The organism is Aeromicrobium panaciterrae, assembly GCF_039537165.1.
Taxonomy (GTDB): domain Bacteria; phylum Actinomycetota; class Actinomycetes; order Propionibacteriales; family Nocardioidaceae; genus Aeromicrobium; species Aeromicrobium panaciterrae.
In genome coordinates this window covers 3545366-3567191 of sequence record NZ_BAAAZZ010000002.1, presented here as the reverse complement: position 1 = coordinate 3567191, position 21826 = coordinate 3545366, and the positions used below count along the sequence as shown (strand labels likewise).

Annotated in this window: 23 protein-coding genes and 2 tRNA genes; 16 read left to right on the top strand and 9 right to left on the bottom strand. The window is 66.9% G+C overall.

Annotated features, from left to right (window positions below):
• The first annotated feature begins 169 nt into the window (after nt 1-169).
• Nucleotides 170-682 carry a hypothetical protein gene (locus ABD683_RS18520; RefSeq protein ID WP_344771548.1) on the top strand — a complete coding sequence of 171 codons (513 nt, stop codon included), beginning with the start codon at nt 170-172 and terminating at the stop codon, nt 680-682.
• 4 nt (nt 683-686) lie between these two features.
• On the opposite strand, the gene ABD683_RS18515 is transcribed toward ABD683_RS18520, so the two are convergent.
• Complete coding sequence (locus ABD683_RS18515) at nt 687-1427, bottom strand: PIG-L deacetylase family protein (protein ID WP_344771547.1); 741 nt, start codon at nt 1425-1427, stop codon at nt 687-689.
• Nucleotides 1428-1454: 27 nt separating this feature from the next.
• On the opposite strand from ABD683_RS18515, the gene ABD683_RS18510 reads away from it, so the two are divergent.
• Nucleotides 1455-1531 (top strand) — tRNA-Met (locus tag ABD683_RS18510).
• Between the two features lie 72 nt (nt 1532-1603).
• Here ABD683_RS18510 and ABD683_RS18505 read toward each other — a convergent pair.
• Together ABD683_RS18505 and ABD683_RS18500 are read right to left on the bottom strand one after the other, a co-directional pair.
• Nucleotides 1604-2653, bottom strand: a complete 1050-nt coding sequence (locus ABD683_RS18505) for an ice-binding family protein (RefSeq protein WP_344771546.1) — start codon at nt 2651-2653, stop codon at nt 1604-1606.
• Nucleotides 2654-3125: 472 nt separating this feature from the next.
• Nucleotides 3126-3587, bottom strand: a complete 462-nt coding sequence (locus ABD683_RS18500) for an SRPBCC family protein (protein WP_344771545.1) — start codon at nt 3585-3587, stop codon at nt 3126-3128.
• 86 nt (nt 3588-3673) lie between these two features.
• On the opposite strand from ABD683_RS18500, the gene ABD683_RS18495 reads away from it, so the two are divergent.
• Complete coding sequence (locus ABD683_RS18495) at nt 3674-4063, top strand: DUF6234 family protein (protein ID WP_344771544.1); 390 nt, start codon at nt 3674-3676, stop codon at nt 4061-4063.
• The gene (locus ABD683_RS18490; RefSeq protein ID WP_344771543.1) at nt 4054-4533 is read left to right on the top strand and encodes a phosphatase domain-containing protein; all 480 of its coding nucleotides are present in this window, start codon (nt 4054-4056) and stop codon (nt 4531-4533) included. The genes ABD683_RS18495 and ABD683_RS18490 overlap by 10 nt, the downstream gene beginning before the upstream one ends.
• On the opposite strand, the gene ABD683_RS18485 is transcribed toward ABD683_RS18490, so the two are convergent.
• On the bottom strand, nt 4530-4835 hold the full coding sequence (locus ABD683_RS18485) for a GNAT family N-acetyltransferase (protein ID WP_344771542.1): 306 nt from the start codon (nt 4833-4835) through the stop codon (nt 4530-4532). The genes ABD683_RS18490 and ABD683_RS18485 overlap by 4 nt on opposite strands.
• 128 nt (nt 4836-4963) lie before the next feature.
• On the opposite strand from ABD683_RS18485, the gene ABD683_RS18480 reads away from it, so the two are divergent.
• Nucleotides 4964-5473, top strand: coding sequence for a DUF3145 domain-containing protein (locus ABD683_RS18480; RefSeq protein ID WP_344771541.1), 510 nt, complete (start codon nt 4964-4966; stop codon nt 5471-5473).
• A gap of 8 nt (nt 5474-5481) precedes the next feature.
• On the opposite strand, the gene ABD683_RS18475 is transcribed toward ABD683_RS18480, so the two are convergent.
• Nucleotides 5482-6339, bottom strand: coding sequence for an acyl carrier protein (locus ABD683_RS18475; RefSeq protein ID WP_344771540.1), 858 nt, complete (start codon nt 6337-6339; stop codon nt 5482-5484).
• A 90-nt stretch (nt 6340-6429) separates the two neighbouring features.
• Here ABD683_RS18475 and ABD683_RS18470 point away from each other — a divergent pair, with 90 nt between their 5' ends.
• The gene (locus ABD683_RS18470; protein ID WP_344771539.1) at nt 6430-7386 is read left to right on the top strand and encodes an alpha/beta fold hydrolase; all 957 of its coding nucleotides are present in this window, start codon (nt 6430-6432) and stop codon (nt 7384-7386) included.
• Here ABD683_RS18470 and ABD683_RS18465 read toward each other — a convergent pair.
• The gene (locus ABD683_RS18465) at nt 7379-8446 is read right to left on the bottom strand and encodes a phosphatase PAP2 family protein (protein WP_344771538.1); all 1068 of its coding nucleotides are present in this window, start codon (nt 8444-8446) and stop codon (nt 7379-7381) included. The two genes, ABD683_RS18470 and ABD683_RS18465, sit on opposite strands and share 8 nt — an antisense overlap.
• 54 nt (nt 8447-8500) lie before the next feature.
• Nucleotides 8501-11257 (bottom strand): pyruvate dehydrogenase (acetyl-transferring), homodimeric type, encoded by a 2757-nt coding sequence (gene aceE / locus ABD683_RS18460; protein ID WP_344771537.1) that lies wholly within the window; start codon nt 11255-11257, stop codon nt 8501-8503.
• A gap of 127 nt (nt 11258-11384) precedes the next feature.
• On the opposite strand from aceE, the gene ABD683_RS18455 reads away from it, so the two are divergent.
• The 10 genes from ABD683_RS18455 to ABD683_RS18410 all read left to right on the top strand — a co-directional run bounded on the left by ABD683_RS18455 (nt 11385) and on the right by ABD683_RS18410 (nt 19896).
• The gene (locus ABD683_RS18455) at nt 11385-11771 is read left to right on the top strand and encodes a DUF3052 domain-containing protein (protein WP_344771536.1); all 387 of its coding nucleotides are present in this window, start codon (nt 11385-11387) and stop codon (nt 11769-11771) included.
• Between the two features lie 106 nt (nt 11772-11877).
• Nucleotides 11878-12321 (top strand): redoxin domain-containing protein, encoded by a 444-nt coding sequence (locus ABD683_RS18450; RefSeq protein ID WP_344771535.1) that lies wholly within the window; start codon nt 11878-11880, stop codon nt 12319-12321.
• Nucleotides 12322-12460: 139 nt separating this feature from the next.
• A tRNA-Val gene (locus ABD683_RS18445) sits at nt 12461-12534 on the top strand.
• Nucleotides 12535-12777: 243 nt separating this feature from the next.
• Nucleotides 12778-12993 (top strand): zinc ribbon domain-containing protein, encoded by a 216-nt coding sequence (locus ABD683_RS18440; protein ID WP_344771534.1) that lies wholly within the window; start codon nt 12778-12780, stop codon nt 12991-12993.
• Nucleotides 12984-13754 carry a putative protein N(5)-glutamine methyltransferase gene (locus ABD683_RS18435; protein ID WP_344771533.1) on the top strand — a complete coding sequence of 257 codons (771 nt, stop codon included), beginning with the start codon at nt 12984-12986 and terminating at the stop codon, nt 13752-13754. Before ABD683_RS18440 ends, ABD683_RS18435 begins: the two co-directional genes overlap by 10 nt.
• Nucleotides 13755-13803: 49 nt before the next feature.
• Nucleotides 13804-15900: a RecQ family ATP-dependent DNA helicase gene (locus tag ABD683_RS18430; RefSeq protein ID WP_344771532.1), complete on the top strand. Its 2097-nt coding sequence runs from the start codon at nt 13804-13806 to the stop codon at nt 15898-15900.
• 20 nt (nt 15901-15920) lie between these two features.
• Entirely contained in the window at nt 15921-16931 is a 1011-nt protein-coding gene (locus ABD683_RS18425; protein WP_344771531.1) for an aldo/keto reductase family protein, read from the top strand.
• Between the two features lie 24 nt (nt 16932-16955).
• A complete protein-coding gene (locus tag ABD683_RS18420; RefSeq protein WP_344771530.1) occupies nt 16956-18092 on the top strand; it encodes a Nif3-like dinuclear metal center hexameric protein in 1137 nt (378 codons plus the stop codon).
• Entirely contained in the window at nt 18089-18832 is a 744-nt protein-coding gene (locus tag ABD683_RS18415; protein ID WP_344771529.1) for a zinc ribbon domain-containing protein, read from the top strand. Before ABD683_RS18420 ends, ABD683_RS18415 begins: the two co-directional genes overlap by 4 nt.
• The gene (locus tag ABD683_RS18410; protein WP_344771528.1) at nt 18829-19896 is read left to right on the top strand and encodes a histidine phosphatase family protein; all 1068 of its coding nucleotides are present in this window, start codon (nt 18829-18831) and stop codon (nt 19894-19896) included. The genes ABD683_RS18415 and ABD683_RS18410 overlap by 4 nt, the downstream gene beginning before the upstream one ends.
• A gap of 73 nt (nt 19897-19969) precedes the next feature.
• Here the strand turns inward: ABD683_RS18410 and ABD683_RS18405 are convergent, their stop codons facing one another.
• The gene (locus ABD683_RS18405) at nt 19970-20734 is read right to left on the bottom strand and encodes a YaaA family protein (protein WP_344771527.1); all 765 of its coding nucleotides are present in this window, start codon (nt 20732-20734) and stop codon (nt 19970-19972) included.
• 17 nt (nt 20735-20751) lie between these two features.
• Nucleotides 20752-21822: an SLC13 family permease gene (locus tag ABD683_RS18400; protein WP_344771526.1), complete on the bottom strand. Its 1071-nt coding sequence runs from the start codon at nt 21820-21822 to the stop codon at nt 20752-20754.
• Between the last annotated feature and the right edge of the window lie 4 nt (nt 21823-21826).

The following is a 21826-nucleotide window of genomic DNA, read 5'->3' as shown; positions in this document are numbered from 1 at the left end:
ACTCTGCGATCTGCGAACATCTCCCGGTCCCATGGTAGCGGTAAACCGTCTGACTGTTAATCGGCAGGTTATTGGTTCGAGTCCAATCGGGGGAGCAAGACAACGACGGCGCCGATGGTTCGGCGCCGTTTTGTCATTCTTGTGCGTGCGAGGCGTCGTACCGTTGAGCATGAGCGAGACTGATGACCTGGAGGAGCCCAGGCCAGTGCGCGTCACCGAACGCGTCGTCTCGTCGTACCAGTGGGATCTTTGGCGCGATGCCACATTGCGCGGGTCCCTCCGCCACGAAGTCCTCTCGATCACCATCGGAGCGTTGGTCGCGATCGCCGCAGGTGCATACGGGCTCGGGTTGTCGGATGACAGGGTTGCTCGCCTGTCCGCCCTGATCTACGCGCCGGTCGTGGGTTCTGGTGTCTGGGCTGGGACGCGATCCTGGCTTCACAAGCGCCACGCTCGTCGGGTCGGCGACGAGGTACGGTCCCTGGTCGTGCCGGCGCTCGTCAAACGCATCTCGGAGCAGCAGGTGTTCCAGCTGCTGAAGTTCGGTGGCGCCGGTGTGGTTGACGAGTCGACGCTCATCCGTACGACCCGAGATGGCGCGGGCGTCACGATTCGCGCTGCCGAGTACGACATGAGCATGTATCCGGACACGTTCTCCGGTGGCGATGCTGGCGGAGGCTAGTTAGTTATTCGCCCCAGGTGAGCTTGAAGACCTCGAACGGGGCTGCGTGGGTCACGCCCAGGCGTGACCCGGTCGGGCGGGACATACCTTCCAGGAACTCTGCCGGGTCGAAGTGCTCCCAGCCGAGGCCGTCGATGTACGCCTTGTGCGCCACGAGCGACGCGACGCCGCGATCGAAGGTGTCGGTCGTGTCGACGCCGTGAGCGCTGTCAGGCGACCCCGCCGCCCAGACCTCCTTCACGCCGCCCCACGGCTCGACGCCGTCAGTCAGCTGCTCGGAGAAGATCCACCGGTTGCCGGCATCGCCGGCCGAGTTGAGCGCGGCGCGACCGACCGCGATGTGGTCGGGCTGGTTGGGCATCGAGCCGCCCCAGTTCTCCCGGAAGTTGTTGGTGATGATGATGTCAGGCTTGTGCTTGCGCACGACCTCGGTGATCGAGCGACGCAGCGCCACGCCGTACTCGATGACGCCGTCCGGGAGTCCGAGGAACTCGACCGTGTCGACGCCGACGATCTTGGCCGACTCGATCTGCTCGCCGATGCGTACTTCGCGTGCCTCGTCGGGGGTCATGCCGTCGATGCCGGCCTCTCCGCTGGTGACCATGCAATAGATGACGGTCTTGCCCTGGTCGGTCCAGCGGGCAACGGCGGCAGCGGCGCCGAACTCGACATCGTCTGGGTGGGCAACGACGACCAGTGCGGTGTTCCAGCTCTCGTCGACGGGTTCAAGGGGAAGAAGGTCCATCCCGCTAGGCTAAGCCCGCATTCCCTTGGGGAGGTAGCTCAGCTGGTCAGAGCAGGGGACTCATAATCCCTGGGTCGCGGGTTCGAGCCCCGCCCTCCCTACCAACATGCGGTGGAGGCCAGCGACCTTGACACTCGTGACAAAGTCGCTGACCGCCCGACATCGTGCGATCTGACTCAGATCCGGCGGTGGTCACCCTTGGGAGACTTGCTGAGCATCACGACGGCGGCGCCACAGGCTATTGCGCCGAGGCCGATCACCCACAGCCCGTAGGTCGGTCCGCCGGTCGACGGAAGTCGAGTGCTGGTGTCCGGGCCAATGGCATCAACGTCTGCGTTGGCTACGTCGCTGTCTGCCGCTTCGTCGGTGCCGGAGTCGGTGTCCGTGCCATCGGAGTCGATGTCGGTGCCGGAGTCGGAGTCCGTGCCATCGGAGTCGACGTCGGTGCCGGAGTCGGTGTCCGTGCCATCGGAGTCGACATCGGTGCCGCTGTCCGCGTCGGCCCCGTCTGCGTCGCTGACGTCCCCGTCTGCGCCAGGCACCGCGCCGCAGGATGGCAAGAGAAACGTGTTGTTGTCGAGAGTCACGGACGCATTCTGAGCAAGGAGGCGTCCGTCGATGTCTGCGCCGGACTGGGCGACGATCGCATTCTCGGCCAGCAGAGTACCCGTGAAGTCCGCGTTGGCCTTGATCGTTGCGTCCTCGCTGACCTGCCAGAAGATGTTGCATGGGTCGGCCCCGTTGAGGAGCGCTACGGTCGAGCCGACCTCCATCGTCAAGGACGAGCCGACTTGGAAGATGAACACCGCTGCAGGATCATTCTCGGCATCGAGGGTGACTGTGCCGTTCTCGGCCAGGTTCAGCGCCGAGCTGGCGGTGTGTACGCCGGCAAGTAGCGTGATGCCGTCGAGCTGTGCTCCGAGAGCTGTCGACGAGGCGGCGCCCGCCGCGGAGTTGTAGGCGACCAGATTGTCGGCCTGAGCCTGAAGTGCCACTGCGTCTGCCTTGTGCAGGCTGCCCGTCGCGGGTGCGAGCCAACTTATGGATGCATCGCCTGTGATCGTGTTGGTGGGCGAGGTGCCGACGTCGCCGCGCACAGAAGCATCGGCAGTCTGGATGGTGGTCGAGCCCGTGTTGGTGACTCCAGCGCCGGCGAGTACTGCGAACTGGGCAGAAGTGCCGAGCTCAACTGAGGTTGCGGCTTGGGCGCCTGAGCTCAACGACATGGCCGCTGTGGCTAGTCCAGCGGCCAGTGCGATGGCAGTGACGGTTCTGAATCTCGAATGACGTGTGACAGCTGTTTTCACGTGTTGGTCCTTTGGAAGCGGTCCGCAGTATCCCGTCCTGCGGAGGTCCGTCGACAGGTGAGCATGGGCGAGCCGAGCGGATCGATGATGGGTTCCTCGACGCGGGAGCCAGGAGCCTTTCCAAGGGACTGAGGTGCTGGCGCGCTTGGTGTCTGCCACAGGAGTGGCGGTGCTGCGGAGTCCGGCATTTCCTCAAGCCCGACCCTGCTCGCGCTGGCGATGTCGTGTCTGTGGCACCGTCGCCGTGTAGTGGAGTGACGTCGTGTAGTGACGTCGCTCACATTCAGCGTAACCCGGTGGGACCGAACCGCATCATCTTCGTTCCGGCCCCGCCCTCCCTACGCACGACGAGGGCGGCGCACCCCACCGGGATGCGCCGCCCTCGTACGAATCACTCAGGGCGCGGGATGTCTCCACGCCATGCGCCGGTCTCCTGACCGTTGCGGCTCTCGATGAACCTCTTGAAGTTCGCGACATCACCCTTGACCCGGCGGTCGATGATGCCCGCCTTGTCGCCGACCTCCTCGACGAATCCCTCAGGATCGATCGTCATCTGCACCGTGACCTTGGTCTTGTTGTCGTCGAGACGGTGGAACGTGACGACTCCCGCGTGCTCGGGGCCATCATCGGACTTCCACGCAACGCGCTCGTCAGGGTGCTGCTCGGTGATCGTGGCGTCGAACTCACGCTTCACCGGTCCGACCTTCGTCACCCAGTGCAGGTGCTTGTCGTCCGACTGGCGGACCTCCTCGACGCCTTCCATGAACTCGGGGAAGGACTCGAACTGGGTCCATTGGTTGTACGCAGTACGCACGTCGACATCGACGTCCACCGCTTCCGTAATGGTGCTCATGCGATCTCCTTCTTTCGGGGGAATTCATCTGGGAGTTACCCGATCCAGCAGGCCTTACGCGCCGACGTACGCGATAGCGTCGGTGCGTGGAGACTTCCGGGGGAGCATCCAAGCCGGTCAGCCTGGCTTGGGCGTTCATCGTCGTGACCCTCGTGCTGATCGTTGCTCTCTTCTGGCAGCTCCTCGACGTCTATTTCGTGCTGGGCGGTGAAGCGGTCGAGCCGACCGACCGGGAACACACGAGATATCTCGTGACAGCTTCGGCATGTGGGGTGAGCGCTGTCGCGGCCGTGATTGCCGCGACCAAGGGCGGCAGAGCCGGGACACGCGTGATGTCCCTCATCACGTTCGTCGCGGCGCTCGTCGCCGCGACCCTGTTCGCGGTGCCAACGATTGACCTTCATCGTGATCCCGCGCCCAACCGGCTTCCGGACAACTACGAGCCCTGCTACAGCGGCAGCAACGAGTGCAACTAGGGCATTTGGTGGACACTGGACCCATGCGTGAAGCGGTGATCTTCGACATGGACGGCACCCTGTGCGACACCTCGAGCGTCCTCCACCTCATCGAGGGCGACGACAAGAACTTCTGGGCGTTCCACGCGGCCTCTGCCGACTGTCCACCGCACGCGGACGTCGTCGCCGCCGCCAAGGCTGAGCACGACGCCGGACGCGCGATCCTCGTGGTCACGTCGCGCGAGTTCCAGTGGCGCGACACGACGCTGACCTGGCTGACGAAGCATGACGTTCCGCACGAGGCGCTCTACATGCGTGTCGTCGGCGACTATCGCAAGGACGTCACGATCAAGACCGACATCCTCCAGCAGATCAAGGACGACGGGTTCAACGTGCTCGCGGCATGGGACGACAAGCCCGCCGTGCTCGACCTGTGGCGCGAGAACGGCATCGATGTCCACGCTGTTGGACAGGGACGCCTGACCGCCTAGAGGTCGAAGCCGGCGCGTTCTTCCTCGCGCACGAGCTCGGTGAGCTCGGGGTTGTCGCGGATGACCTTCGGCACGAACGGACAGTACGGCAGCACGGTCCCGCCGCGCTCGGCGATCTCCTCGAGCGCACCTCGTACGAGCTGGCTGCCGAGACCGTGACCCTCGAACTGGGGGTAGACCCGGGTGTGGGGGAGCGCGTACTCGTCGCCGTCCTTGCGGTAGTCGAGGAAGCCGGCGAGCTCGCCGTCGACCTCGATCTCGAACCTGGACCGCTCCGGGGCGTCCTGCACGGTTGTCGTCATGCGACATTTCCTCCTGGGGAAGATGTTGTCCGTATCCACTGCGATGCGTCACAATGGTTGCAGGTGCTCCCAAGACGCTGGGGAAGGCGACACTAGGGAGGCACCCAATGGCTGTATCAACGACAAGCATGTCTTCGCCGACCACCCCGACCCGGGGTGTGCTTTTTGTGCACTCTGCACCGTCTGCGCTCTGCGCACATGTCGAGTGGGCGACCGCTGGCGTGCTCGGCGGCAACCCCGACATCGCCTGGGTGCCCCAGCTGGCTGACCCCGGCACCTACCGCGCCGAGCTGTCCTGGCAGGCCGAGGTGGGCACGGGTGCCGCCCTCGCTTCTGCGCTACGTGGCTGGGAGAAGCTCCGCTTCGAGGTCACCGAGGAACCGACGGCTCGCTCCGAAGGCGCGCGCTACTCCTACACGCCCAAGCTCGGCATCTTCCATGCGCTCACCGGCCTGCACGGCGACGTGATGATCCCGGAGGACCGGATCAAGGCGTTCCGGGTCAAGGCGGCGCTCGGCGAGATCACGATGGAAGAAGCCCTCGACGGGCTGCTGGGTGTCGCGTGGGATGCCGAGCTCGAACCGTTCCGTCATGCCGGCGACGGCGCCCCGGTGCGCTGGCTGCACCAGGTGATCTAGGGAGTGTCCTAGCCGATCTCGACGGTCACGGTCGGCGAGGCCTTGCTCGACTCCTCGTGGAACATCCGGAAGTCCCGTTTGCCCGTACGCGACGTGTAGATCTGCGTGGAGTAGGCGCCGTCACCCTTGGTCTTGGTGTCGACCGGGAAGTCGTCCCAGTCACCGCCCGGATCCCTGACCTGCACCTGGAGGGTCGCGCCGGTGCCGAGGCCCGGGAAGACGCCTTCCAGGGTGAATCGCTCGCCCGGCTCGACCTGGAGCTTGGAGGCCCGCAACGTGGGTTCGGGGTTGGAGGAATCCGTGGGTGTCGGTGTCGGAGACGTCGTGGTTGCGGTGGTTGGTGCATCTGTCGTGCTGACGCTGAGTGGCGGCAGGTTGGCCGGGCCGAGTCCGGTGGCCCCGATCACGGCAGCGCCGCCCAGGCCGACGAGCACGCCGAGCCCCGCACCGATGATTGCCATCCAGATGGCGTAGCGACCGGCGGTCCTGACCTTCTCGTCGTCCAGGCGGACCCTCTCGGGCTCGTGGGTGCGCATCCGCGTCACAGCTGAATCGGACGGCTGGGCCGGCGGCGGTGGAGGAGCGAATGCGGCGGGTACGGCAGGTGAACCGGTGCCAGCCGTGGAGCCGTCATGGTGCACGACGGCGTTGATCGCGTCGTTGACCGTGACGAACCCGTCGATCGTGTCGTCGGAGAGGTAGACGTTGAAGCGCCGCCCCAGCTCTTCGCCGACCTCGACGATAGTGATCGAGTCGACGCCGAGCTCCTTGAGTCGGCTCTCCGGCTGGACAGCGTCAGGCTCGACCCCCTGCACTGCGGCGAGGATGTCGGCGATCTGCGTGCGGACGTCGTGGGGAGCTGGCACACCGTGAGTCTATGTCGCGTGTGGAGAGTCACGTACCGCTCCTCCGGGGTTCACCTCACGGCCATCTTGGGGTCAACCTAGGATGTGGCGATGGAGACGCTCGACGAGATCCAGTACGTCACGGTGCACGGCTACCGTCGCGCGTTCCGCATCCAGGGGTCCGGGCCCGCGCTCCTGCTGCTGCACGGGCTGGGCTGTGACTCGTCCACGTGGCGCGACGTGATCCCCGCCCTCGCCGAGCGCTTCACGGTGATCGCGCCCGACCTCCTCGGCCACGGTGAGTCCGACAAGCCCAACGCCGACTACTCGCTCGGCGGCTACGCCAACGGCATGCGTGACCTGCTCACGATCCTCGGAGTCGACAAGGTGACGGTCGTCGGACACAGCTTCGGTGGCGGTGTCGCGATGCAGTTCGCCTACCAGTTCCCCGACCGCACCGAGCGGGTGATCCTCGTGTCCACCGGTGGCCTCGGCAAGGAGGTCACGCCACTGATCCGTTTCCTCACGGTTCCCGGCAGCGGTGCCGTGCTCGCCGCCGCGACGTTCAAGCCGTGGCGACCCGTCGTCGCCGGCACGATGCGCGCGCTCTCCAAGACCCCGCTCAACCTGACCCGTGACCTCGACGAGGTCGCCAGCATCTATGAGGCGCTCGCCGATCCCGCGCGACGTACGGCCATGCAGCGTGTCACGAGCCACGTGCTCAACTGGCGCGGCCAGTTCGTCACGATGACCGACCGGAGCTACCTCGCCCGCCTGATGCCGGTGCTGGTCATCTGGGGCCGCGACGACATGGTCATCCCCAGCAGGCACGCCGATCTGGCGCCGACACACCAGCTGTCGGACGTCCACGTGCTCGAGGACTCAGGGCACTTCCCGCACAAGGACCATCCCGGCGAGTTTGCCCGCCTCGTCACGGACTTCATCGCGACCAACGAGCCCGCGCACTATCACCGGGGCAAGTGGCGGGCGCTGCTGCGCCGCGGCGACCAGTACGACCTCGAGAGCCTGCCGACCGGCGACCCCGCCGTACAGCCCGCGATCAGCTAGCTGGTTCGGGCGTCGGCTCGGCGTACTCCGCCCTTGCGGCGATCTCACGCTCGCGCTCGGGGCTTCGTCGCCGTCGTCCTCGGTTGCCGGTCGCCCACGCGGCGATCGAGACCGACAGCCAGCCGATGAACGCGCCGGCGATGTCGTCGGCGAGGTAGTGCCAGCCGAAGTAGATCGTGGCGAGGACCGTCATCACCAGGAATGCCCAGGCCAGTACGCGGATGACGAGCTTCTGGCCGGTGCGCTCGAAGAAGATGCAGGCCGTGACGACCACGGACACGTGCAGCGAGGCGAACCCGGCGATTCCGTAGGACGCCGATCCGGTCGGGTCCTCCTTGAAGCTGGAGCCTGCACGGAACAACGATCGTTGGAGCTCGGTGACTCCCGTGACCGGGAGGTCCTGGAACATCGACGACTGCGCGAACGCAGGGCCGAGTGTCGGCATCGAGTAGTAGCTGACGACGCCGAGGATCCAGTTGAGGCTCAGCGCGGTGGCGTACCACGCTCCGAGCGACAGGTCCTTGCCCCAGACGAGGAAGGCGCCGAGGGTGAGCGGGATCAGTGGCAGGTAGCTCACGTACGCGGTGGCCAGAACCTGCGCTGCGACCGAGGTGCCGAGGAAGCTGTGCAGGACTTCGGCGGGGTTGTGCCCGAAGAAGAGGTAGTGGTCGAGCCGCAGCATGTCGGTGTCGAACAGGACTCCCTTGCGGATCAGGGGCAGGTCGCTCTTGAGATTGCGATAGCTGACGTAGCAGACGTAGAACGTCAGGAGCCCGGTCGCGATGTAGCCGACCCGCTTGAGGCTCCAGTCGGCCTTGAGGATGCCGCGGAACTCGCCCACGATGCCGGGGATCCCGTCGCGCCACCCTCGCCGTACGGCCATCGGGATGATGCCGGCGGCAAAGAACATCAGGCCGATGAGAGGCAGTCGCACGTATGCGGGACCGAGGAAGCCGTCCGGGTCGCGCAGGGGCACATCGAGTCGCTGTGCAGCGATGATGGCGGTGACCCCGACAACGATGGAAAGGCTGACTCCAAAGGTGTAGGGCCAACGTCGCATGGCGTTCATCTTAGGGGTGATTTCTTAAGACGAGATGAGGGATCCGCCACACGGTCAGGCGTCCCCGCCCTCCTGCGGCACACCGGTGACAGCGGTGGGGTCATCGATGCGGAAACGCTGGAATGCCTCGCGGGCCGTCTCGGGTGAGACCAGGCCACGTTGGGCCAGGCTCTGCAGGGTGGTGACGACGATCGACTCGGCGTCCACCTGGAACGTACGGCGGGCGGCGGCGCGGGTGTCGGCGAAGCCGAATCCGTCGGTGCCGAGCGACTGCCACGGACCGGGCACCCAGCGGGCGATCTGGTCGGGCACCGCGCGCATGTAGTCGCTCACCGCGATCGTCACAGCGGACGTGTCCATCAGCTTGACCGTGATGTAGGGCATGCGGTTGTACTCGCCGGGGTTGTTGAGGTTCCAGCGCTCGGCCTCGACGGCATCGCGGGCGAGCTCGTTCCATGAGGTGACCGACCAGACGTCGGAGGCGACGCCGTAGTCGACGGCCAGGATCTCCTGCGCCTTGAGCGCCCACGGCACGGCGACGCCGGACGCCATGATGCGGGCGACCGACTCGCCGCTCAGCGCCTTGCGGTAGATGTAGGCACCCTTGAGCAGGCCCTCGACGTCGAGCTCCTCGGGCTCGGCGGGCTGCGCGTACGCCTCGTTGTAGACCGTGAGGTAGAAGATGATGTCCTCGCCGTGCGGCTTGGCATCCGTGGAGCCGTACATCCGCTCCAGCCCGTACTGCACGATGTGGCTGATCTCGTAGCCGAACGCCGGGTCGTAGTGCACGACGGCGGGGTTGGTCTGTGCGATCAGCGGCGAGTGGCCGTCGGCGTGCTGCAGGCCTTCGCCGGTGAGTGTCGTACGGCCGGCGGTCGCGCCGATCAGGAAGCCGCGTGCCAGCTGGTCGGCCATGGCCCAGATCGAGTCGGCGGTCCGTTGGAAGCCGAACATCGAGTAGAACATGTAGACGGGGATCATCGGCTCGCCGTGCGTCGCGTAGGCGCTGCCGGCTGCCGTCGCGGAAGCCATGGCGCCCGCTTCGCTGATGCCCTCATGGAGGAGCTGGCCCTGGACGGACTCCTTGTAGGCCAGCAGCAGCTTGCGGTCGACGGCGTCGTACGTCTGTCCGGCCGGGTTGTAGATCTTGGCCGACGGGAACATCGAGTCCATGCCGAACGTGCGGTACTCATCGGGCGCGATCGGCACGATGCGCTGACCGATCTCGGGATCCTTCATCAGGTCGCGCAGCAGGCGTACGAACGCCATCGTCGTGGCGATCTGCTGCTTGCCCGAGCCCTTCTTGAGCTCGTCATAGATCGAGTCCTCGGGCAGCTTGACGCTGACCGGGCTGACGACGCGCTTGGGCAGTGAGCCGCCAAGGGCGTCGCGGCGAGCCTTCATGTACTGGATCTCTTCGCTGTCCTCTCCGGGGTGGTAGAACGGCGCGATCTCGCTTCCATCGATCTGCTCATCGGAGATCGGGATGTTGAGCCGGTCGCGGAAGCCCTTGAGGTCATCCTTGGTGAGCTTCTTCATCTGGTGTGTCGCGTTGCGGCCCGCGAACGACTCCAGCAGCCAGCCCTTGATGGTGTGGGCGAGGATCACGGTCGGCTGGCCGGTGTGCTTCTGCGCGGCCTCGAACGCGGCATAGACCTTGCGGTAGTCGTGGCCGCCGCGGGGGAGACGCTCGATCTCCTCGTCGGTCAGGTGCTCGACCATCTTCCGCAGCCGTGGGTCGGGCCCGAAGAAGTTCTCACGGTTGTAGGCGCCGGACTCGACCGACAGCGTCTGGAACTCGCCGTCAGGTGTCCGGTTCATCTGGTTGACCAGCACGCCGTCGGTGTCACGGGCGAGCAGGTCGTCCCACTCACGGCCCCACACGACCTTGATGACGTTCCAGCCGGCGCCGCGGAAGTAGGACTCCAGCTCCTGGATGATCTTGCCGTTGCCGCGTACGGGGCCGTCGAGCTGCTGCAGGTTGCAGTTGATGACGAACGTGAGGTTGTCGAGCTCCTCGCGGGCGGCGACGCCGATCGCGCCCAGCGACTCGACCTCGCCCATCTCGCCGTCGCCGAGGAACGCCCAGACGTGCTGCTGGCTGGTGTCCTTGATGCCACGGTTGTGGAGGTAGCGGTTGAAGCGTGCCTGGTAGATCGCGTTGATCGCGCCGAGGCCCATCGAGACGGTGGGGAACTCCCAGTAGTCCGACATGAGGCGCGGGTGCGGGTAGGACGAGAGGCCCTTGCCCTCACCGTGCGAGTGCTCCTGGCGGAAGCGGTCGAGCTGCTCCTCGGTCATCCGGCCCTCGAGGAACGAGCGCGCGTAGATGCCGGGGGCTGCGTGGCCCTGGTAGTAGAGGTGGTCGCCGCCACCGGGGTGGCTCTTGCCGCGGAAGAAGTGGTTGAAGCCGACCTCGTACAGGCTGGCGGCCGACTGGTAGGTGGCGATGTGTCCGCCGACCCCGAGGCCGGGACGGTTGGCGCGCGACACCATGACGGCCGCGTTCCAGCGGATGTAGGAACGGATGCGTCGCTCGATCGCCTCGTTGCCGGGGAACCACGGTTCACGCTCGGGCGGGATCGTGTTGATGAAGTCGGTGCTGCGAAGGGCGGGGACGCCGACATTTTGCTCGCGGGCACGCTCGAGGAGCTTGAGCATCACGTACCGGGCGCGGCTGCGACCACCGCTGTCGATCATCTCGTCGAGCGAGCTGACCCACTCGGCTGTCTCTTCAGGGTCGACGTCCGGCAGCTGCGTCGGCAGGCCCTCGTGGATGACGGGCGGACGATCTTTGCCGGTAGGCGACATGCTGACTCCCTTGATGTCTTGTGGACCCCTCCATCATTCCACCCTCCGTTCGCTACTGTGATACCGGCAACAGGGCAGACGAACCTACTTTTCAGTAGGTTTTCGACGAACGTAAGGAGACAACGCGGTGGACGCGGGCAAGCTGGGCTTCACCCCTGACACCGTCATCCAGGAACTCGGCTGGGATGACGACGTCGACGAGGAGCTCCGTGTCGAGATCGAGCGTCACACCGGCAACGAGCTCGTCGACGGTGACGTCGGCGACGTGGTCGATGGCGTGATCCTCTGGTGGCGTGACGGTGACGGCGATCTGGTTGACGAGCTCGTCGGGTCACTGCAAGACCTTGCCGAGGGTGGCTCCGTCTGGCTGCTCACCCCCAAGATCGGTCGTCCGGGATACGTACCCGGTGCCGACGTGGTCGAGGCCGCCCCGATTGCCGGTCTGTCGACGACGACGACCTCCTCGGCCTCAGCCGAGTGGGCCGCGACTCGTCTCACGGCTCACAAGCGCTAAGACCGAGGCTGCTCGCGGCAGAGCGTCGAAGCGCGCCAGCGAAGCGGGAGCGTCGCGCGGCGAAGCCGCCAGACTGCGAGGCGGGGTGAGCCAATAGCCTCGCCGTATGACCCTCTCGATCGGCGATCTCGCGCCGGACTTCACGCTCAAGAACCAACACGGTGAAGAGATCACGCTCTCGTCGTTCCGCGGCTCGAACGTGGTCGTCGTGTTCTTCCCGTTCGCGTTCAGCGGGATCTGCACCGGTGAGCTCGGCGAGCTCCGGGACGCAGGCCTTGACGCGGAGGTCCTGGCGATCTCGTGCGACCACTTCTTCTCCAATCGCGCCTTCGCCGATCGCGACGGCTATGAGTTCTCGATCCTCAGCGACTTCTGGCCGCACGGCGACGTGGCCCGCGCGTACGGGACGTTCAACGAGGACGCCGGTGCGGCAAACCGTGGGACGTATGTGATTGATGGTGATGGTGTTGTCCGATGGAAGGTCGAGCAGGGAATCGGCGATGCACGGAGCCTCGAGGACCTTCGTACGGCGTTGGCTGATATTTCCTGAATTCTTGGTTAGTTCTGCTGCGCTCGACCGTTCGAATGCGGTTTGATATTCCTGCTGCGGCTGCCAGGGACCCGAGACCTTGGCAGCCGCTTCTTTTCTGTCTGGGCACAGGTCTGCGATAAGGTTCCGTGGTTCCCGAGGGCGAATAGCTCAGTTGGTTAGAGCATCCGGTTTACACCCGGGAGGTCGGGGGTTCGAGTCCCTCTTCGCCCACCGAAGGACAGGGCTCCCCACTTAAGTGCGAGGTGGGGAGCCCTTAGTCATTCTGGGAGCCCTGTCCTTCGGTGAATCCAAGCGAGTACTCGAGTCGGGCCCCACCCCCGACCGTGCGCACGCGCGGCGAAGCCGCCACGTCGTGTGGTCTTGACGAGGGATCCCTCTTCGCCCACAGTTGCAGCTGCTGCTTCGCACCTGATCGCCAGCTTGTGCGATTCAGAGTTGTGCCACGATGACGCCATGACACAAGACGGCCGAAAAGTGATCGTTCTCGACAAGCCGTTGGTATGCAACGTATGCGGCAATGATGAGTTCCTGCAGCGTGAGATCAAGATGCAGACGACCGGCATGACGTTCTTCGACCTCGATTTCCTCAATGAATCGTCTGACGGCGTCGTCTGCAATCGCTGCGGGTACGTGCACATGTTCGCGGCGACCGTGCACGAATGGCAGTGACCGACGCGATCGTTGAACGGCTGCGTGCTGCGGGGTGCGTGTTCGCCGAGGACGAGGCGCAGCTGCTCGTCGACGAGGCGGATTCGCCCGACGAGCTCGAGGCGATGGTCGTACGCCGAGTCGCCGGCGAGCCACTCGAGCACATCCTCGGCTGGGTCGAGTTCAGCGACCTGCGGATCATCGTGGAGCCGGGCGTGTTCGTGCCGCGGCAACGTACGCAGGTGCTCGTCGACGAAGCCGGACGTCTTGCTCGGCCGGGTGCGATCGTCGTCGACCTGTGCTGCGGCGCCGGCGCGATCGGCGCTGCGTTGCTCGAGACCTGCGAGGGCATTGAGCTGCATGCCGCCGATATCGACCCGGTGGCCGTGGCATGCGCGCGGCTCAACGTCGAGCCGGAGGGGCAGGTCCACGAAGGCGACCTGTTTGCTGCCTTGCCGGCCGACCTGAAGGGCCGCGTCGACATCGTCGTGGTCAACGCGCCGTACGTACCGACCGACGCGATCGCCCTGATGCCGCCGGAGGCGCGTGAGCACGAGGCGACCGTCGCGTTGGATGGGGGAGCGGACGGCGTCGACGTGCATCGCCGGATCGCGGCGGAGGTCGGTGAGTGGCTCGTACCGGATGGCTACGTCCTCATCGAGACCAGCCAGGATCAGGCGCCGCTGACCATTGCTGCGCTGGAAGCCAGTGGCTTCTCTGCGTGGGTGGAACGCAATGAGGATGTCGATGGCACAGCCGTGATCGGGACCCGCCCGCTCTGACTGTGGACGACCCGGCGACGATGTCGGGCGGGACTGACACAGTGGCCGTATGACTACCGCGAGCACCGAGACCGACGCCCTCGACGCGCTGCGCACCCTGACGGGGCGCGACGATGCGGTGTTCCACGACGGCCAGCTCGAGGCGATTCGTGCCCTGGTCGACGACCACAGCAGGGCTCTGGTTGTGCAGCGAACGGGCTGGGGCAAGTCCGCGGTCTACTTCATCGCCACACACCTGCTGCGGCTGCGCGGTGCCGGGCCGACGCTGCTGGTCTCGCCGCTGCTCGCGCTGATGCGCGACCAGGTCGCAGCGGCCGAGCGGGCCGGCGTACGAGCCGTGGCGATCAACTCCGCCAACCCGCACGAGTGGGAAGACACCCTCGCCAAGCTCGCGGCCGACGAGGTCGATGTGCTGCTGGTCTCTCCGGAGCGGCTCAACAACCCGCGCTTCCGCGACGAACAGCTGCCCAGCCTGATCGCCCGCATGGGCATGCTCGTCGTCGACGAGGCCCACTGCATCTCCGACTGGGGCCACGACTTCCGCCCCGACTACCGCCGCCTCGCCGAGCTCATCGCGGCGCTGCCGACGGATCTCCCGGTGCTGGCCACGACCGCGACCGCCAACGAGCGAGTCGTCGTTGACGTCGCCGAACAGCTTGGTGCCGCGGGCGAGGTGCTCACGATCCGCGGATCGCTCGCCCGTACGTCGCTGCGGCTCGGCGTGCTCACGCTGCCCGACTCCCGGGCTCGACTCGGCTGGCTGCTGAGCCATCTCGGCGACATGCCGGGCAGCGGCATCATCTACACGCTGACCGTCTCGGCGGCGGAGGACACCGCCCGCTTGCTGCGCGAAGCCGGACACGAGGTGCGGGCCTACACGGGTCGTACGGACACAGACCAGCGTGAAGAGCTGGAGCGTCAGCTCAAGGACAACGAGCTCAAGGCACTCGTCGCGACGAGTGCGCTCGGCATGGGATTCGACAAGCCCGATCTCGGATTCGTGATCCACCTCGGTGCCCCGTCGTCACCCGTGGCCTACTACCAGCAGGTCGGCCGCGCCGGCCGCGCCACCGACAGCGCCGACGTGCTGCTGCTCCCGGGTCGCGAAGACCCCGACATCTGGCACTACTTCGCCACCTCGTCGATGCCCAACGAGATCCGCGCCAACGCCGTGATCAGCGCGCTCAGCGATTCGCCGTTGTCGACGCCGGCGCTCGAGGCGCTGGTCGACCTGCGGCGCACCCCGCTCGAGCTGCTGCTCAAGGTGCTCGACGTCGACGGTGCCGTACGCAAGGTGCAGGGCGGCTGGATCTCGACCGGCCAGCCGTGGACCTACGACAAGGAGCGCTACGACCGCATCGCAGAGGCACGTCAGGCGGAGCAGCAGTCAATGGTCACGTACGAGGCCTCGGCCACCTGCCGCATGGAGATGCTGCAGGCCGACCTCGACGACCCCACCGCGGCGCCGTGCGGGCGGTGCGACAACTGCGCCGGGCCCTGGTACCCCGCGGCGATCGATGACGCCGCCGTCCAGACCGCCGCGTCCTCACTCGACAAGGTGGGTGTCGAGGTCGATCCTCGATCGCTGTGGCCGACCGGCTCCCAGCACGCCAAGGGCAAGCTGCCCGAGACCGAACGCGTGGAGCCGGGCCGTGCCGTCGCCCGCCTGACCGATCTCGGGTGGGGTGGCACGCTCCGCGAGGTGTTTGCCGCCGGAGCGCCCGACGCGCCGATCACCGACGCACTCCTCGGTGCCTGCGTCCGGGTGCTCAAGGACTGGGACTGGGCGATGCGACCAGCCGCAGTCGTCAGCATCCCCTCGCGATCGAAGCCACAGCTCGTCGACTCGTTCGCCCGCGGCATCGCACGCATCGGGCAGCTCCAAGACCTCGGGAGCGTCGACCTCGTCGGTGAGGGTCCGCGCGGCGAGCCCGGCGGCAACAGCGCCTACCGGCTCGCCGGAGTGTGGGGCGCGTTCTCGGTCAGCGCCGATCTCTCCGAACGGCTCGCGGCGCTCGACGGCAAGCCGGTGCTGCTGATCGACGATCGGGTCGACAGCCGCTGGACCATGACCGTCGTCGGCCGCGAGCTGCGGCTCCACGGGGCGGGTGCCGTGCTCCCGTTCGCACTCGCCGTGGTTGCTTGACCGGCGGGTACGTTGAAGGCATGGAGCATCGATACCTCGGCAACAGCGGTCTCAAGATCTCGGAGATCGCCTACGGCAACTGGCTGACCCACGGATCTCAGGTCGAGGAGGACGCCGCGCTCGCCTGCGTACGCCAGGCACTCGACGAAGGCATCACGACCTTCGACACCGCCGACGTCTATGCCAACACCAAGGCCGAGTCGGTCCTCGGCCGTGCGCTCAAGGGTGAACGCCGGGAGTCGCTCGAGATCTTCACCAAGGTCTATTGGCCGACCGGCCCCGGCGGACCCAATGACTCGGGGCTCTCACGCAAGCACATCATGGAGTCGATCAGCGGCTCGTTGACGCGCCTGCAGACCGACTACGTCGACCTCTACCAGGCACACCGCTACGACACCGAGACCCCGCTCGAGGAGACGATGCAGGCCTTCGCCGACGTCGTTCGCTCGGGCAAGGCGCTCTACATCGGTGTCTCGGAGTGGACCGCCGACCAGATCCGCGCCGGCCACGCGCTGTCTGCGGAGCTCGGCTTCCAGCTGATCTCGAGCCAGCCGCAGTACTCCATGCTGTGGCGTGTCATCGAGGACGAGGTGGTGCCGGCCTGCGAGGAGCTCGGGATCGGCCAGATCGTGTGGTCGCCGATCGCGCAGGGCGTGCTCACCGGCAAGTACAAGCCCGGTCAGCCCCTGCCGGAGGGCTCCCGTGCCACCGACAAGAGCGGCGGCGCCGACAACATCAGCCGTTGGCTCAACGACGAGGTTCTCAAGGCGGTGAGCGACCTCGAGCCGATCGCCAAGGATGCGGGCCTGAGCATGGCCCAGCTGGCAGTGGCGTGGGTGCTGCAAAACACCAACGTCTCGGCGGCGATCATCGGCGCGTCCCGACCCGAGCAGGTCACCGACAACGTCAAGGCGTCGGGCGTGAAGCTCGCCGACGACGTCATGAAGGCGATCGACGACGCAGTTGGTCATGTCGTGCTCCGCGACCCGTCGGTCACCGCCAAGGCGGCGCCTGCGAGCCGCCCGACCTGAGCGAGCCCTCGCTAGAGTGCGGCCATGCCCACCTTGCGCGATGTTGTCGCCGTCCTCGATGGCCTCTACGACCCCCGATGGGCCGATGACTGGGACGCCGTCGGCACTGTCGCAGGAGATCCCGACGCTGCCGTGAGCAAGGTGCTGTTCGCGGTCGACCCCGTCCAGGCCGTGGTCGACGAAGCCATCGAGTGGGGCGCAGACCTGCTCGTGACGCATCACCCGCTCCACCTCAAGGGCGTGACCTCGGTCGCTGCGACCACTCCCAAGGGACGGGTCATCCACGAGCTGATCAGGAACGGCGTCGCCCTTCACACGTGCCACACCAACGCCGACAGCCCGCCGCTCGGCGTCTCGGAGTCGATGGCCTTGGCGATCGGGCTGACCGACGTACGTCCGCTCGTGGCAGACCCCGCCGAACCGATCGACAAGTGGATCGTGCTCGCCCCGACGGCCGATGCGGACAAGATCGCAGCCGCGATGCACGCCGTGGGAGCCGGCCGTGTCGGTGACTACGACTCCGCGCAGTTCCAGTCGACCGGCACCGGATCGTTTCGCCCGCTCGCCGGCGCCAACCCGACGCTCGGCGAGGTCGGTCGAGTCGAGGAGGTGGCCGAGACCAGGATCGAGATGGTCGCGGAGCGACGCCTGCGTGACGTCATACGATCATCGCTGCTCCAGGCCCACCCGTACGAGGAGCCTGCGTACGACGTGCTCGAGCTCGCCGACCGCAGCTCCGATCGCGGTCACGGGCGCATCGGGTCCCTGCCGGAGCCGATGACCCTCGCCGCCTTTGCGCGTCAGGTCACCGACCGCCTTCCATCGCACCACAGCGCGACGCGGATCGCCGGTGACCCCGAGCGCATGATCGCCACCGTTGGGCTGTGCGGCGGGTCCGGCGACTTCCTCCTGCCTGTTGCCGACAGCCAAGGTGCCGATGTCTATGTCACCTCAGACCTCAAGCACCATCACGTCAGCGAGCACCTCGAGAAGCCTGGAGCGTGCGCCGTGATCGACGTACCACACTGGGCCGCCGAGTCGACCTGGCTCCCAGTGGCTGCCGCGGCACTGAGCGAGCGGACCGATGGTGTCGAGGTCAGGGTCTCCGAGCTGGTGACCGATCCGTGGACTGCGCACCTGCCGGGTACGGTGTCCCTGTGAAAGCCGATCCCAAAGCCCAGGCCGCCCTGCTCGACCTCCAGGCAACGGACTCGACGCTCGCCCAGCTCAACCACCGCCGTACGTCTCTGCCCGAGCACGCCAGGATTGAAGAGCTGCAGGCTCGTGTCAGGCAGCTCGACGGCACCCGCATCGAGGCCGCCACAGCCGTCGACGACCTCACCCGCGAACAGCGCAAGGCTGACGCCGAGGTCGAGCTGGTCAAGACCCGTCGCGCCCGCGACGAGGAGCGCCTGGCGTCCGGCGCCATCAGCAACCCCAAGGATCTCGCCAGCCTGCAGCACGAGCTGACGGCACTCGAGCGCCGCATCGCGACGCTCGAGGACGACGAGCTCGAGGTCATGGAGGCACTCGAGGAGGCGCAGTCCGCGCTGGACGCATTCCAGATCGAGCTGGCGAACGTCCAGGCCGAGCTCGACCAGACGATCGCCGCCCGCGACGCCGCGCTTGCCGTCATCGACGAGCAGATCGCCGATGCCCAGGCTGAGCGTGACGCCAGCGCCGGAGCCGTTCCCGACGACCTGACCGCGCTCTACGACAAGGTACGAGCCCAGTACGGCGGACTCGGCGCTGCCGCCCTCCGCGCCAAGAAGTGCGAAGGCTGCCGGCTGGAGATCAACAGCGCAGACCTGCGTGAGCTGGCTGCGCTCCCCGAGGACGAAGTCCTGCGCTGCCCCGAATGCAGCCGGATCCTGATCCGCACTGCAGAGTCCGGGCTGTGACTGCCCGGATCATCGTCGAGGCTGATGGCGGATCCCGCGGCAACCCGGGACCTTCCGCGTACGGCGCACTGATCCGTGACGCCGTCACCGGCGCGGTGATCGCCGAGATCGGTGAGACGATCGGCGTCGCCACCAACAACGTCGCCGAGTATCGCGGTCTGATCGCGGGGCTCGAGCTCGCTCGCGAGCACGCACCGGGCGCAACGATCGAGGTGCGCATGGACTCCAAGCTTGTCATCGAGCAGATGGCCGGCCGCTGGAAGATCAAGCACGCCGACATGAGGCCGCTCGCTGCCCAGGCGCAGGCGCTGGCGCCGGAGGGCACGGTGTGGACGTGGGTGCCGCGCGCGGCGAACAGCGCGGCCGATGCGCTCGTCAATGCTGCCCTCGACGTCAAAGCCGTGAAGAAGGAGAAGAATCCCCTGGTCGGCTGGAAGAGCGGTCTCGATGGGGCGCCGACGACGATCATCCTGCTCCGTCACGGTGTCACCGAGTCGACCGATCGCAAGCTGTTCTGCGGCAGCGGCGGCGCTGATCCCGGGCTGACGCCCGTCGGCGAGGAGCAGGCGAAGCGCGCCGCGACCTGGATCGCCAACCACGGCGGTGCCGACGCAATCGTCGCGTCACCCCTGCAGCGCACCCGTGAGACTGCTGCCTTCGTGTCGCGCGAGCTCGGACTCGACGTCGAGCTCGAGGCCGGAATCGCCGAGGCGGCGTTCGGCGAGTGGGACGGCTTCAGCTTCCCCGAGGTGATGGAGCGCTGGCCGAGCGAGCTCGAGGAGTGGTTGAGCTCCACCGCGATCGCACCGCCCGGTGGCGAGGCGTTCGACGCGGTGTCGGAGCGGGTCACCGCGGCCCGAGATCGCATCGTGGCGGCTCACCCCGGCAAGACCGTGGTTGCCGTCAGTCACGTGACGCCGATCAAGATGATGGTCCGACTCGCCCTCGATGCGCCGATGCCGGTGATCTACAAGATGGAGCTGGCCCCGGCGTCGATCACCACGATCAGCTGGTGGCCCGACGGCACCCCGTCGCTGCGCAACTTCTCGGTCGTCCCCGACTGACCACCTCCGCGATTTGTGACGCTCAAGGCGCCAACGGTCGCGGGAAGCGCCTTCAACGTCACAAATCGCGGAGTCAGATCTCGGCGACGACGACGTCGAGTCGTTGGCCGTCGCGCTCGACGGTCCAGCCGAGGTCGCCCAGCACGGATTGCAGCTCGTCGACCGACGACGGGTCGGCTCCCGACTCGAGGAGCGCTCGTACGATCCGGCCTTTGGTCGCCTTGTTGAAATGGCTGACGATCTTGCGCACGCCGCCGTGCTCGTGGAGCACCCGCATCGTCACGGTGCGGTCGGCCAGCTCGGGCGGCGGCTTGCCGAGCGCGGCGTACATCCCCGAGCGCAGGTCGATCAGCAGCCCGTCGCCCGCTGCTTCACGCAGGACTCGGGGGAGCGGTGTACGCCACCGGCTGGCGACCGTGCCGAGTCGAGGCAGCGATCCGTCGCCGGAGAGCCGGTATGCCGGGATCCGGTCGCCGGGTCGTACGAGGCCGAACAGGGCGCTCGCCACCGCGAGCGACTCGTCGGCGCGTGCACGTGAAGCAGGATCGAGCGTTGCGACGTCGAGCATCGAGAACAGGACGCCGGTGTAGATCTCGTCGGCGCGTGCCGTCGGCTCTTCGAGGAGCCCGGCGTTGATCTCGATCGCATCGGCTTGCGTCGGGCCGAGGCCGAGCGCCTGCATGGCGCGTTTGGGGTTGCCCGAGCACATCTTGACGAGTGCGCGGAGCAGCTGGGCGCGTACGGGTGTCAGCGTCGAGAACGACAGCGACTCGAGCTCGAGCGGCGATCCGGTCGCGGGTCTGGTCTTGCCCTCGGAAGGCGGGAGCAGGATCAGCACGCGACGACTCTACTGAGTCACCAGATGAGCGATGTCCACGCCCACAGGACGGTCGTGCAGATCACCACGATGGCGGGCGTTGTGGCGAGTCCGAGCAGGTGGAACTCGCGTACGGACGACAACGTCCGGCCGCCGGACTGCCGCCAGAGGATGTTGGCGAGTGATCCGATCAGCGTGAGGTTGGCGCCGACGTTCACACCGATCAACAGCGCGAGGATCGCCTCGGGCCCCGCCGTCGCCGCTGGCGGAAGGAGCAGCAGCGTCGCCGGGAGGTTGTTGACCACGTTGGTCGCGACCATGCCGATCAAGGCCGTGACGATCAGTGCGCCGAGGCCGACGCCGACCGGCATGGCGTCGTCGAACCACTCGCCAACCTGCGTGTCGGCGAGCCAGGTCACGTCGAGTCCCCAGACCAGCACGAAGCCGGCAAGCGGAAGGTTGGCGGCGTCGAGCAGGTCGCGCCACGTGGTCGTACGGCGAACGAGCGCGTATCCGCCGGTCAGGATCGCTCCGGCGGCGGCAGGCACCCACGGCGTAGTCCCGCTCGCCAGGGCGAGCAGGACCACGAGCACGACGGCGCACGGGAAGAGCGGCAGCGCGTACGACTCGTGCTCGGTCGGCACCGGTTCGCGCAGCTCGCGGCGAAACCACCAGCGCAGCACGACGTACTCGCACGCGATCGCCACGAGCCACACCGGGAGCATCGCCCAGGCGAAGCCGACGAACGTCAGCCCCGTGGCGCTGAACACGAGCAGGTTGGTCAGGTTGGAGACCGGCAGAAGTGTCGACCCGGAGTTGGCGATGCGAACCGACGCGTACGCGTGCGACCGGTGCGGGTGAGCTGCGATCGCCGCGATCAGCACCGGGGTGAGCAGCACGACGGTGGCGTCGAGGCTCAGCACCGTCGTGACGACGGCGGCCAGGCCGATGCTCCACGCCAGCAGGCGGGTGCTCGACCCCCTGGCCAATCGCGCGACTCGGGCGCCCATCACGTCGAACACGCCCTCGTCGGCGCAGGCCTTGGCGAGCACCATGATCGCGACGAGAAACGCGATGACGGCGGACAGGGAGCTCAGGTCATGCGTCACGCGC